This is a genomic window from Micromonospora sp. CPCC 205546, from assembly GCF_036902715.1.
Classification (GTDB): Bacteria; Actinomycetota; Actinomycetes; order Mycobacteriales; family Micromonosporaceae; genus Micromonospora.
This window is the reverse complement of sequence record NZ_JBAKHL010000079.1, coordinates 16155-29482: the sequence shown is the minus strand read 5'-3', so window position 1 is coordinate 29482 and position 13328 is coordinate 16155. Positions and strand designations below refer to the sequence as shown.

Sequence of the window (13328 nt, the reverse complement as noted above, 5' to 3'; positions counted from 1 at the left end):
TCTACCGGAGACCTCACCCATTTTCGATCTTCGACACGCCGAGCGGTCACGCCAGCTCAGGCACCACCGCCGACTTCGACACAGGCCCTAGAAGCGGCAGGGAACAGGCCATTCGCGCGTCCCGAGCGGGACGCGCGCGAATGGCCTGTTCCAGGGGTACGCGGGGGTCGCGACGTGGTCAGGCGCCGATCGCGATCGCGAAGATGTGCATGATGGGCACGCCGGATGCCGACCGGGCGCTGATGTTGGGCAACTCGACCCGTACCACCTGCTTGTTCTGCAGTGCCACGCCCACGTAGTAGACGCAGGCTGGCGTGGTGACGCGCTGGTTGCCGGGCCGGTTCTGGTGGGCGGTCACGATGGCGGCGGTGCCACCGGCATGTGGTCCGCCGTACCAGTCCGGCATGCTCAGCGTGAACGTCTGGCGGGTGCCGTCGGCGTAGATCACCGCGGCGATCCCGGAGACGGCACCGTAGGTGCCGGTGGCGAGGAAGCCGAGGGTCCGGCCGGTGCCGGTCAGGCAGGCGCCGGCAAAGAGCCGGCCGTGCACCCGGACGGTGCCGGCGCGGTCCGCCCGGATGAGAACCTCGGTGGCCTGGCTGCGGCTCCACGCCATGCCGACGGTGTGCCCTCCCCGGGTCCTCAGGCCACTCACCCGCCCGCTGGGCCAGGCCGACGGCAGCGCGGGCAGGACGTGCAGTTCGCCGGCGTGGCTGTGGAGCAGCATCTCCGCGATGCCGGCGGTGGCGCCGAAGTTGCCGTCGATCTGGAACGGCGGGTGCAGGTCGAACATGTTGGGCGCGAGCCGGGCGGGTTGGCGAGGTGGCGGATCAGGTCATGGGCACGCCTGCCCTCTTCCATCCGGGCCCAGAAGTTGATTTTCCAGGCCAACGACCAGCCCGTACCGTCGTCGCCACGCAGCTCCAGCGCCCGCCGTGCGGCCTCGAACAGCTGTGGGGTGCCGCGCTTGGTGATCTGGTTGCTGGGGGCCAAGCCGTACAGGTGTGAGATGTGTCGGTGGGTCCGCTCGGTCTCGACCCAGTCGTAGAGCCACTCCTGTACTTCGAGTCCCACGACGAAGTGCCGCTCGCCGGACACGACCGGCGCCGGCCCCGGAGACAGGTCGTGTCCGGCGCGGCGGAAGGGTCGGCCGGCCGGAAGGGAGTGGCGGGGCCCGCTGGTCGTCGGCGTCGGCCAGCGGGCCCCGGGGTGGGAGCGGTACGGCGCTGCTCCGCTCCCACCCCGCGCAGGTGCGATCACCACAGGGTGGTGTGCCCCTACGTGCTCGGGGTCCCGACCGACCTCACGGTGTCGCCAGGGTGAATCGGCGCACCGTCACCGTGCCGCCCGACGACTGCGTGGCGTAGTTGAAGATGCCGAACCGGTATCCCATGAAGAACTGCCAGGCGTTGTTGAGGGTCAGCGCGTTGCCGAGCGGGAGGAAGGTGACCCCGTCGGTGCTGTACGAGAACCTCGCCTGCCGCCCCGAGCCGGGCCGGATGTCGGCGTTGGCCCGCAACCAGATCCGCCCGCCGGACACGGGGGCGCCGGCGATCTCGGTTCCCTTGCCGGTGGTATTCCAGTTGTCGGTGCCCATGGTCAGGCCGTTGGTCATGACCACGCGGGTGGCCCCGTTGTCCCGTTTGACGCCGATCCACGCCGAGGTGTCGCGCAGCATCGCCAACCCGGCCCGGTCGCCGTCGCGCATGGCGGAGTAGTCCAGTTCGATGGTGCCCGTCGAGGTCGGACCCTGGATCCGATGGGTCAGCGTGTTGCGCGCGCGGTAGAGGTCGTCGGTCACCGAGGCGGTCTGCAGGCGCAGCCCGTCGTTGACCGACCACCGGCTGTTGTCCGGGTTGTGATTCCACTCGTACTGGACGCCGAGGGTGGTGCCGGGGAAGGTGTCGGTGCCGGTGAGCGGCTTGACCGGGCGCGACGGCAGCGGGTTGGGGTAGTTGACGCCCCAGGAGCCGTTGACCGTCTGCACCTGCGGCCAGCCGTCGCTGGTCCAGGTGATGGGGGCCAGCGTCGGCATCCGACCACCCGGGTAGGCGTCGGTGAACGCCATGTAGTACCAGGCGCCGTTCGGGGTCTGCACGAGCCCGCCCTGGTGCGGCACCCCGCCGCCGGAGATCGGGCCCGGCATGTTGAGCAGCACCTGTCGCTGCTCGTACGGGCCGAACGGGCCGTTGGTCGACTTCAGCACGTACTGGCCGTTCGCGGGGCGGGTGAGCCAGATGTAGTAGGCGCCGTTGCGCTTGTAGAAGCGCGCCCCCTCCAGCGTGCCGATGCTCGACGGCGTCTGGTACACCTGCTGGGCCCGCACCTGGGTACGCCCGTCGGCCGACAACTGCGCCACGCTGATCGTGCCGTTGCCGTACGCGACGTACATGGTGTCGTTGTCGTCGATCAGCATGCCGGCGTCGTAGTAGCAGTGGGGAATGGTGGTGTGCCGGCTCCAGGCGCCGTCGACGGCGGAGGCGGTGTAGATGTGCGTCTGGGCGAAGTCGATGCAGCCGGCCCAGTAGAAGGTCCGGTTGCTCGGCCGGTAGTTCAGCGTGGACGCCCAGATGCCGTCCACGTACCCGTGGCTACCGCCTGCCATGTCGTACTTCGCGCCGAAGTCCAGCCGGGGCACCGAGTGCCCGGCGAACTCCCAGTTCACCAGGTCCCACGACCGCAGCACGGGGGCGCCGGGCGAGTAGTGCATGGTGGAGGCGGACATGTAGTAGACGTCGCCGACCCGGATGATGTCGACGTCGGCGAAGTCCTGCCAGACGACCGGGTTGGTGAAGGTGCCACCGGGGTTTCCGCCGTCGCCGACGCGGACCAGCTGCCACTGCTGGTGGCTGCCGTTGAAGTCGTCGTACTGCACGACGTTGCCGCCGTCGGCGGTGGAGGCGTTCTGCACCTCCACCACCTTGTTCGAGTTGCGGTTGACCAACCGAACGTGACCACCCGCCGAATCCGCCAGCCGGAACTGCTGGTTGGTCCCGTTGTGGTCAGCCCACTGCACCACGCTCGCGCCGTTGGCCGTGGAGGCCCCGGAGACGTCCAGCACCTTGCCCGAGTGCCGCGACCTCAACCGGTAGTAGCCGCCACCGGAGTCGACGAACTGCCACTGCTGCCAGTTCCCGTCGTTACGCGACCACTGCGCGATCCGCGCGCCATCGTTCGTGGCCATGTTGTACAGGTCCAACACCTTGCCGCTGTTGCGATTCACCAGCACGTACCACGCATTCGTGTCCACCGTCGCCGCCGACACCGGCGACGGGGACACCGCGACGAACGTGCCGCCGATCAGCACCGCCACCACGGCCGCGGCGATGCGGGACAACCACCCACGCCGCCCCGACACAGCCCAGGTAAGACCACCGTTGGTAGACATGATCCTCCTTCAGGAGACAACCAGGAGCGGAGTCGGTCGGTCGAGCCGTCGTCAGGCAGCAGACGACCACCAGGTCCGATCCGCGGCGCGTCGTGATCGTTGACAGGTCCGTGCGCCCCTGCCCAGGAGGCGCGGCCCGGACGACCCGCTAGGGGAATGATCTTCGGTCTGGCGGGCCGAGCCGACCACCGATCCGACCCATCGACTGTGAGCGATAACACGCTGCCAGTCAAGGCGCAACTTCGGGCAGAGTCACCGCCTCCCGGGGCGGCCGGCCCGCACCGCGATCCGGCACCCGCGATCACAGTGACGGTGAACTGCGGAGAAGCCCTCTCAGCCCATCATCGCGGGGCAATCCACCCGCACTCCCCAAGGACATCTTCTGTTCCCAATTTACATGGATCGATGTGAGCGATAACATCGCGGTCATCGTCCCGTCATCCGCAAACGGCAGCGCGGCTGGCGACAGCGGGGCGAGCGACGCGACCAGGGCACCGTCGCCTCGGCTCCGCGCGTGGCCGGGCGGCCTCTCACACAGCAACCTGCCGCGAGTACGGACGGGCGCAACCGTCCCCGCCGTACCGATCAGTCACGGCACCGGCTACCGACCGCCGACGCCGGAGTTCCCGAGGAGGAACAACGTGTACAGACGCAGGAGATGGATGACCGCTGTCCTGGGCGTCCTGGCGGTGGCGGCCGCGACCGCCTTCGCCGGTGGTGTCGTCGCGCCGCAGCCGGCGCAGGCGCTGAACAACGGAGTCGCCCGCACCCCGCCGATGGGCTGGAACACCTGGAACACCTTCGGCTGCTCCATCAACGAAACGCTCATCCGCCAGATGGCCGACTCGATCGTGACCAACGGCCTGCGGGACCTCGGGTACAAGTACGTCGTCGTCGACGACTGCTGGTTCAACCCCAACCGGGACGCGCAGGGCGACCTGCAGGCCCACCCCGAGCGGTTCCCGAGCGGGATGAAGGCGCTCGGGGACTACCTGCACGCGCGGGGTCTGCTGTTCGGCCTCTACCAGGCTCCGCTGGATCAGACCTGCGCCCAGTACTTCGACGCCTTTCCGGGCTCCACCGGGAGTCTCGGGCACGAGTACCAGGACGCCCGGCAGTTCGCCGCCTGGGGCGTCGACTACCTGAAATACGACTGGTGCTCCCCCACCGGGACCATCAACGACCAGGTGGCGAGGTTCGGCATCATGCGCGACGCGCTGGCCGCCACCGGCCGGCCGATCGTCTACAGCATCAACCCGAACAGCATCCACGAGAAGACCGGACCGCAGCGCAACTGGAGCGACGTGGCGAACCTGTGGCGCACCACCGAGGACATCACCAACGCGTGGAACACCGGCCAGACCAACGGCTACCCGATGGGCATCCAGAACATCGTCAACGTCAACGTGCCGCTGGCCGGCTACGCCGCACCGGGCGGGTTCAACGACCCGGACATGCTGGAGGTCGGCAACGGCGGCATGAACGACACGGAGATGCGTAGCCACTTCGCGCTCTGGTCGGTCATGGCGGCGCCGCTCATGATGGGCAACGACCTGCGCTCGGCGAACGCGGCGACGATGGCGATCCTGAAGAACCAGAACCTGGTCGCCATCAACCAGGATCCGCTCGGTCTCCAGGCGGTCCAGGTCTCCAACGACGGCACCCGGCGGATCCTGGCCAAGCGGCTGACCAACGGCGACGTAGCCGTCGCCCTGTTCAACCAGGGCAGTTCCACCACGACGATCGCCACCACCGCGGCGGCGATCGGCAAGACCGGCAGCTCGTTCACCCTGCGCGACGCGTGGACCAACAGCACCTCCACCACCACCGGGAGTATCTCCGCGAGCGTCCCGGCACACGGCACCGTGGTGTTCCGGGTCAGCGGCGGCGGCACCACCGACCCGCCGCCCCCGACCACGTTCCGGCTGCGCAGCGAGTCGGCAGGGCGCTGCCTCGACGTCGACAACGCCAACACCGCCAACGGCACCGGCACCCTGATCTGGGACTGCCACGGCAACGCCAACCAGCAGATCAGCCAGGACGGCCAGACGCTGCGGATCCTCGGCAGGTGTCTGGACGTCCCGACCAGCGCGGCGAACGGCACCCGGGTGCAGATCTGGGACTGTAACGGCGGCACCAACCAGCAGTGGACGTCGAACAGCAACGGCACGGTCAGCAATGTCCGCTTCCCGTCGCTCTGCCTCGACGTCAACAACGGCGGCACGGCCAACGGCACGGCGGTGATCCTCTGGTCCTGCCACGGTGACGCGAACCAGCGGTGGAGCCGGGTGTGACCGCCGGCCGCTGACCTGAGGCCGGCCGGGTGGACGGCACGTCCACCCGGCCGGCTCGCCGACCAGTGGAAACCGCTCGACAATCTGGGGGTACATCGTGCAATCACGAGCTCCGATCCGGGCCCGTCGGGGATCCCGACGCGTGGTCGCCGCAATCGCGAGCCTCGCCTGCGCAGTCGCGGTGCTGCCGGGTACGGCGCGCGCCGACAATCCGATCGTGCAGAACATCTACACCGCTGACCCGGCGCCGATGGTGCACAACGGCCGGGTGTACGTCTACACCGGGCATGACGAGGACGGCTCCACCTACTTCACGATGCGCGAGTGGCGGGTGTACTCGTCCGCCGACATGGTGAACTGGACGGATCATGGCGTACCCATGAGCCTGGCGACCTTCGCCTGGGCGGACGCCAACGCCTGGGCCGGCCAGGTCGTCGCCCGCAACGGGAAGTTCTACTGGTACGTGCCCGTACGCCAGCGCTCGAACGGGCAGATGGTCATCGGGGTCGGGGTGGCGGACAGCCCCACCGGTCCCTTCCGGGACGCGCTCGGTCGACCACTCGTCGGCAACGGTGAGATCGACCCGCACGCCTTCATCGACGACGACGGCCAGGCGTACCTGTACTGGGGCAACCCGAACCTGTGGTACGTGCGGCTCAACCCCGACATGATCTCGTTCTCGGGCGGGGCGACCCAGATCCCGCTCAGCACCGCCGGGTACGGCACCCGCACCGGCAACCCCAGCCGGCCGACCCTCTACGAGGAGGGCCCCTGGGTCTACAAACGGAACGGGCTCTACTACAACGTCTTCGCGGCGGAGTGCTGCTCCGAGTTCATCGCCTACTCGACCGCGCCCGGCCCCACCGGACCCTGGACGTACCGCGGGGCCATCATGCCCCGACAGGGCAGCAGCTTCACCAACCACGCTGGTGTCATCGACTTCAACGGCGGGTCGTACTTCTTCTACCACAACGGCGCGCTGCCCGGCGGCGGCGGCTACACCCGCTCCGTCGCGGTGGAGCGGTTCACCTACAACTCCAACGGCACCTTTCCCACCATCAACATGACCACCGCGGGCCCTCCTCAGGTCGGCACGCTGAACCCGTACGCCCGACAGGAGGCCGAGACGATCGCCTGGGGCTCCGGCATCGAGACCGAACCGTCCAGCGAGGGTGGCATGAACGTCGGCTGGATCGACAACGGCGACACCATCAAGGTCAAGGGGGTCGCCTTCGGCGCCGGTGCCACGTCCTTCACCGCGCGGGTCGCCTCCGGCACGAGCGGAGGTCGCATCGAGGTGCGGTTGGACAGTGCGAGCGGCCCGCTCGTCGGCACCTGCACCGTGGGTGGCACCGGTGGCTGGCAGAACTGGACGAACACCACGTGCGGCGTGAGCGGAGCCACCGGTACGCATGACCTTTACCTGCGCTTCGCCGGCGGCAGCGGCAACCTGTTCAACGTGAACTGGTGGCAGTTCGGCGGCGGCGCCTCGCCGTCGTACCGGATCAGCAACCGCAACAGTGGGCAGGTCGTCGACGTCCAGCAGCCCAACCTCGACAACCTCGCCGTGATCGGTCAGGTGTGAGCCACCCCCGCTTTCATGGAGCTTCTTGATGGCCGTGGGGAGGAAGTCGTCCGTGGCAGCACCGAAGAAGTACCCCGATGAGTTGCGCCAGCGTGCTGTGCGTTTGTACCGATCCTGGAAGCGGCGAGCGCGTATTTCGCGGCGGAGCTCGACCCGACCCGGCGACGGTCATTACGTTCATTTCTGAACACCGTGACCAGTTCGCGGTCGCGCTCCTGCTACGGGTCCTGAACATCGGCGCCTCGACGTACTACGCGTGGCTCAACCAGGCCGAACAGCCCTGCGACCACGACGTGGTCGACCTGGGCCTGATCTCCAACATCCACGAGATCTGGGAGACCTCCGGGCACACCTACGGCGCGGACCGGGTGCACCAGCAGCTACGCCGCGACGGCATTCGCGTCGGTCGCAAGCGGGTGGGAACGACTGATGGCGCAGCAGGGCTGGCCGGGTGCGTTCCTGCGTCGCGGCTGGCGGGGCGGCTCGACCCGGCAGGACCCGCGGGCGACACTGGCGCCGGACCTGGTCAACCGCCAGTTCACCGCGACCGGGCCGAACCGGCTCTGGGTCGCCGACGCCACCCGCATCCCCTGCGGTGAAGGCCGACCGACGTTGGTGCTGCCCTCCTGCTGCCTCGCCGCTGCTTTACGTCTCCTGCAGGCGTTCCGAGGTCGGAAGGTCACCCCAGCACGTCGGTGTCCGGTCGCACCGGCAGGGCTGCGGCGCCACACTTGGCCTACCGCCACCGGGCACGAGCGTGACCCGCCGGCCATCCTGAATCCTGCGTTCGATCACGGTCAGGTACGGAAGTAGCATCGGTCCGTGACGTACGGGACAGCGACGCTCATCGGTTGCGCGGCTCTCGTTCTCGGCGGACCAATCGGCCTTAGCCTGGTCGCCAACCTGATCCGGCGGCAGCGAGAGTTTGGCAGGCGGTCCCTGCGGCTCTTCGTGGCCAGCGGCATAATCGTGTCCGGGGCAATCTTCCTCTTCGGCGGTCCTGCTTTCCACCGGCTGTTTCCTCCGCCGTACGATCCGATGCTCGCCAACGGCAACGGACTCGACCTGCGCGGCTTCCTGTTCTGGTGGGCCGCCTGGGCCGGCGCGGCGCTGACCTTCACCATCGCGCTCGCCTACGGCGTCGACCTGAGCCGGCTGAGGCGGTCGCGGCAGGCGGCGTGACACCGCTGAAGGGCGGGACAGCAGTCGTGGAACGGCGGTGCCCACGGGCGGGTTCGAACCTGCGACATACGGTCCAGGAAGGCGACTGAGGCGGGTCGGCGAGATCAAGGCACGTACTCGTCCGGCTTTCGGCAACTCCGTCGACAGCCCCGACGGCGGACTGACCGGAGCGCTCGATCACGGTCTGCGGCGTGCGGATTCCAGTGCTGCCCTACGCACACTGATCTGGATCGCGCAGATACCCCGCTCGGGACCGAGGTAGAAGTGATCGACCTTGATGTCCGTGTCCGCGATACCGGCGGCCCAGATGTCTCGGCGAGTCGGTCGCGGTGGCAGATCAACGCCAAGGTCAGCCAAGCGCCTCCACGCCTGAGTCACTGCGGCGGCCTGGTCCTCGGAGCATCCCAGCGACACCCAGTCTTGGTCGCGCTCCTCCTGCAAGCGCCGTCCAACTGCCGCCAAGCGCTTCTGCTTCCTGCTCTTGCCCATACTGCGACCGTGGCGCACCGAAACAGCCAGCACAAGAAAGATGTGCGCACCGCCAGCTTGGAAGATCACTATCGGCTGGCCTGATCTGTCCGGATCGCCTGGTCAGCGTCGGTGCCGTGATGCCCGATCATGACCGCTGCTGGCCGTTTGGAACACCGGTTACTGGCACGTGGCTGGCACGGCTGGGCGGTGGGCGCGTGGCTGTCCGGTCCGGCGGCGTACGGCTTACCACCCCGGCCTCTCAGGCCGGGAGCGGCTTGGCGTACCACCGGCTCCGGCGCGCCTGCAGTCCAATACCCGATGGCAAGCCGCGAAGCGGCGCGGCAGCGATCGCCCCGCCCTCGACGGCGGTTGAGCGCCCTGCGATCGGCACGACCTTGCGATCGGCCCTGGACGGCTCCTATCGGGCCATTCGACTGGTAAGCGATCATCGGCTGATGGATCTCAACGACACCGGCGCGGTGAAAAACCGCGAGGATCTGGCGGCCTACATTCGGGCGCTCGCCGAAGAGTCGGCTACGCCCCCGCACTACTGGGAGAACGTCGACCTGCCCCGCTACCTCGAAGCTATGTCCTCCTGGATCGGCAGCATGGACGGCTGGGCGCGCAATCAGGGTCGGGAGGTACCTGAGCAGCCCACGTGGTCTCTGGTAGCGGACATCCTGCGGGCGGCCTGCGTCTACGAGTAACTGTCGGCTCCGCCTGAAAGCTGGATCTGGCTCTGGCACACACTTTATGAGTGATCTTGATGATGGCTTCAGTTGGCGTTGACAAATGAGGTGGCCCGTGGCCGCGCGAAGTGGGCCACCACGTAGCCAGGCCGTGAAGCACCGATCGTCAGGCGGAGACGACCTGCGCCACATGACTCGGGAAGTTGGCCCCGCCGCAGTCCACGGAGGACCGCTGGTGCCGGATCAACCGGACCGGGCATGAGCCAATCGACACCCCGCCGGGTGTTCTCGACCGCGCCCGGTCGAGATTGGCGGCCAATGGCCATATCTTGCTCCCCCTGCGGCAGGTCTCGACGGACGTGGAACTCGCCGTGGTTGTTGCGCGTTCCGTCTCAGGTTGGCGATTTCTCGCGGCGGGCGGTTGGCGAGGCTCGGATGCAGGTGGAGCGTCGTACCCGGTGGGCGACGTTGATGACAACGATGGTGAGCGACCGGTTCATGTCATGAGCGACGACAGGCTCTTGGTCCGGCTTGGCGACGGATTCGTGTACGGTCGACCCTGCCGTGCATGGTTGCCGACTGAGGAGGTGAGTCCGATCAACGCTGTGACAGGTCGGGACTCCCTGCTCCGCATGGTCTAGGGAGCGCCCGCACAAGGCACCCCGAAAGGCCCGCATTCCAGATGCACATCCACGAAGAGTTCTTCACCGTCGAAGGCGTTCCCGCTGTCACGTGGACCCCGGACGGCGACACCACCGCCGCTCGCCCGCTGATCCTCCTCGGCCACGGCGGCGGCGAGCACAAGACCGCCCCTGCCATCCTGCACCGCGCCCACCGCTTCGTGACCAGCGGATTCACGGCTGTCTGCGTGGACGTTCCGAACCACGGCGACCGGCCGACCGACGACCGCTACCAGCACATCGCCACCGAGATCCAAGCCCGCGTCGACTCCGGCGACGAGCTGGCCCCGCTGCTCGCCGAGTTCCAGGCCCTGGTCGCCGAGCAGACCGTCCCGGAGTGGCAGGCCGTCCTGGATCACCTCGGGTCGGAATCCGTCGGCTACTGGGGAGTGTCGCTGGGATGCGGGCTGGGCGTGCCGTTCGTGGCCGCTGAGCCCCGGGTCCGCGCGGCGGTGCTGGGCCTGGGCGGCGCCGCGGCCCCGGCTTCCGCCGCAGCCGCCGCACAGATCACCGTGCCGATCGAGTTCCTGGTGCAGTGGGACGACGAGCGGGTACCCCGCGAGCAGAGCCTGGCCCTGTTCGACGCGTTCGGCTCGGCCGAGAAGACGTTGCACGCCAACCCGGGCCGACACGGCGACCGGCTCCCGGAGCATGAACTGGACGGCGCGGTCCGGTTCTTCACCCGCCACCTCATGCCGCACTGACCGGCATCGCATCCGCCGAGGTCCCGCTCGATCGACACCGCGGCAGCAGCCGGTCGAGCGGGGCCCGGAAGAAGCGGCGGCCTGCAGGGTCGTTGATCTAGAGGCCGAGCCGCGGCCCAGCCCTGCGGGTCGCACGCACCGCCGAGCGGTGCCCAGGGCTGGCCACACGGCTTGACCAGCGGTCAAGATGCGCTACCGGCCCGGCGCACTTGACCGCCGTGGTCCCCAGGAAGCCAGAAGGGCCGACCCGGTGTGTCGGATCAGCCCTCTGACCTGCTGTTACACCTTGTCGGGACGGCCGGATTCGAACCGCCGACCCCTTGACCCCCAGGACGCTTCGCCACACGTCCAGGCACGTCACGCACGCTATGCCCATGATCAAGCTGTGCGGCATACAACGCACCGTCCATTAGCGCGGACAACGTGTGGTCCCCGCGTGGTCCCCAGCCCGGCGTATCGGTAAGCCTGCTGCCGTGGCACGAACCAGCGCGCCCGCCACCGAGCCAGCCGCTCGCTCCGCAGACCCAGCCACCAGGGCCGCAGATGAAGCCAGCCGGCAGACTTCCGGGACCTCAGTCAGTTGCAGTCTTTCGACGCCAGGGAGCCTGTGCGGTCATGGCCACCAACTCGGACTGAGAGCGTCGCAGTACGGCTACGGCCGCACCTGAGAGACCGGCCTCCGCACATCGAGCAAGAATCGCTTCCACGGCACTCAGCCAGGAGGCAACGACTTGTGCCAGCGGCACCTCTCCCACCCACTCGCTTACCGGCTCGCCAGTTCCGTCACAATTTGCCTCGATATACAAGCTCGGGGCCGAGGCAGGCAAAAGCCGGTAGTAGACGTAATACGGCCCATCGAAAAAGTAGGCGAACCCCTCACCCTCTCCACTTAACGTCTCGCGTAGAGCCGTAACCGATGAACTGACTACGGAAGCGATGAAGTCGGACCAAGCATCACCAGGAAAGGACCGGTCAGGGAAGCGGATCCATAGCCGTCCGACGAGGGGAGCGTCGTCACCCGTCAACACTTGGATGTCCCGCAGGTCCACCCGGACGTCATACATCTACACCTGCCGTAGAGGTACGGGGCAACGACAGCGCGAGGCTACAGGATGCCCAAGCCGCCGCCGCAGAGGTAACAGGGGGTCACTTCGCTTCAACGGTCCCCGGTGGAGCTGCCAAACAAGGCTAAGCACCGCTCGGCCTTGCTTGACCAGCGGTCAAGATGCGCTACCGGCCCGGCGCACTTGACCGCCGTGGTCCCCGGGAAGCCAGAAGGGCCGACCCGGTGTGTCGGATCAGCCCTCTGATCTGCTGTTAAACCTTGTCGGGACGGCCGGATTCGAACCGACGACCCCTTGACCCCCAGTGAACTATCGGGCCTACCAGCGCCTGTCGGTCGGTACCGACTCGTACCGAACATGTAGGCCACAGGGAGGTAGCGATCCGAGCCACGTCGGACCCTACCGGTCTTTCCCGGGCCGTCCGTGAGACGGCTGTGAGGGGGTGGTTCGGTAGCTTTTGCCCATTGTGGGCTTGCCTCAGGGCGCGAACCTCGACGACGAGCGGCCGGGCCTGACCAGGCTACCGTTCTCCGTGCAGCAGCTGGCGGCCCTCGCCGTTGACGAAAGGCGAGATCTCGCGCGAGGAGCTCATCGACATCATCGAGGCTCTGCGACCTCTAAAGGAGGCAGGATGATCATGAATCACCCAGGAACCCCGTCGCCTCTGGCCTGGGCGCTGCAGCAGCTACACGTGCACGGCGCAGTGTCCCTGCCGGGCCGCAGGTCTGACCCTGTAATACGCTGGCTGAAGCGCCGGCGGCTGTTCATCGGGATCTCGCTCGGCATTATGGGACTCGGCGTGCTCGTCCTGATCGCCGGCATCGCACTGCGGCAGGTAGGCGTCTGGGCGCTGGGAATCCCGATCGGGGCCTTCCTCGTGTTCGTCGGCGTCGTCTACCTGGGGGTGGTCCTGATGACGGGCCGCCTGATGGGCGGTCGGGTGCGCGCCGAGACGCAGCCGGTGGTGATCGACGCCACCGGGATCATCCTGCGCGGCATTGGCCCCATCCCGTGGAGCGACGTCGCACCGCCGGAGCGTCGCCGGATCCCGGTGAAGAACGACATCGGCGGCCTGTGCACCGTCATGCCTCTCACCGAGCAGGGGCATGCCCGCGTGAACTCCCAGCTCGGCTGGTGGACGAACCTCGTCGGCCCGAAGCCGTACCTGCGCTGGGACTTGCCCTACCTGCTGCTCCCCGGCATCGACGGGCTCAGCGAGGACGAGACCGTGCATCTGTTCCGGATCGCCCGCGAGAGGTATGCGCGATGAC

At 67.9% G+C, this 13328-nt stretch carries 9 protein-coding genes and 1 pseudogene; 7 read left to right on the top strand and 3 right to left on the bottom strand.

What is annotated here, in order from left to right:
• Window positions 1–178: 178 nt before the first annotated feature.
• From V6U77_RS25955 to V6U77_RS25950, 3 genes and pseudogenes are all read right to left on the bottom strand, one after another.
• The gene (locus tag V6U77_RS25955; RefSeq protein WP_334609329.1) at window positions 179–793 is read right to left on the bottom strand and encodes a glycoside hydrolase family 95-like protein; all 615 of its coding nucleotides are present in this window, start codon (window positions 791–793) and stop codon (window positions 179–181) included.
• 80 nt (window positions 794–873) lie between these two features.
• Window positions 874–1074, bottom strand: a pseudogene (locus V6U77_RS30115) (glycosyl hydrolase family 95 catalytic domain-containing protein); the annotation flags it as partial.
• Between the two features lie 229 nt (window positions 1075–1303).
• Window positions 1304–3388: an RICIN domain-containing protein gene (locus tag V6U77_RS25950; RefSeq protein ID WP_334609328.1), complete on the bottom strand. Its 2085-nt coding sequence runs from the start codon at window positions 3386–3388 to the stop codon at window positions 1304–1306.
• Window positions 3389–4050: 662 nt separating this feature from the next.
• On the opposite strand from V6U77_RS25950, the gene V6U77_RS25945 reads away from it, so the two are divergent.
• The 7 genes from V6U77_RS25945 (at window position 4051) to V6U77_RS25915 (ending at window position 13327) form a co-directional block, all read left to right on the top strand.
• Window positions 4051–5682: a glycoside hydrolase family 27 protein gene (locus V6U77_RS25945; protein ID WP_334609327.1), complete on the top strand. Its 1632-nt coding sequence runs from the start codon at window positions 4051–4053 to the stop codon at window positions 5680–5682.
• Between the two features lie 142 nt (window positions 5683–5824).
• A complete protein-coding gene (locus tag V6U77_RS25940; protein WP_334609326.1) occupies window positions 5825–7267 on the top strand; it encodes a glycoside hydrolase family 43 protein in 1443 nt (480 codons plus the stop codon).
• Window positions 7268–7344: 77 nt separating this feature from the next.
• The gene (locus V6U77_RS25935) at window positions 7345–7866 is read left to right on the top strand and encodes an IS3 family transposase (protein ID WP_334609324.1); all 522 of its coding nucleotides are present in this window, start codon (window positions 7345–7347) and stop codon (window positions 7864–7866) included.
• Window positions 7867–8089: 223 nt separating this feature from the next.
• Window positions 8090–8449 (top strand): hypothetical protein, encoded by a 360-nt coding sequence (locus V6U77_RS25930; protein ID WP_334609322.1) that lies wholly within the window; start codon window positions 8090–8092, stop codon window positions 8447–8449.
• 926 nt (window positions 8450–9375) lie between these two features.
• The gene (locus tag V6U77_RS25925) at window positions 9376–9627 is read left to right on the top strand and encodes a DUF7660 family protein (RefSeq protein WP_334609320.1); all 252 of its coding nucleotides are present in this window, start codon (window positions 9376–9378) and stop codon (window positions 9625–9627) included.
• Window positions 9628–10291: 664 nt separating this feature from the next.
• Complete coding sequence (locus tag V6U77_RS25920; protein WP_334609319.1) at window positions 10292–10993, top strand: alpha/beta hydrolase family protein; 702 nt, start codon at window positions 10292–10294, stop codon at window positions 10991–10993.
• A 1695-nt stretch (window positions 10994–12688) separates the two neighbouring features.
• Entirely contained in the window at window positions 12689–13327 is a 639-nt protein-coding gene (locus tag V6U77_RS25915) for a hypothetical protein (protein ID WP_334609318.1), read from the top strand.
• The last annotated feature ends 1 nt before the right edge of the window (window position 13328 follow it).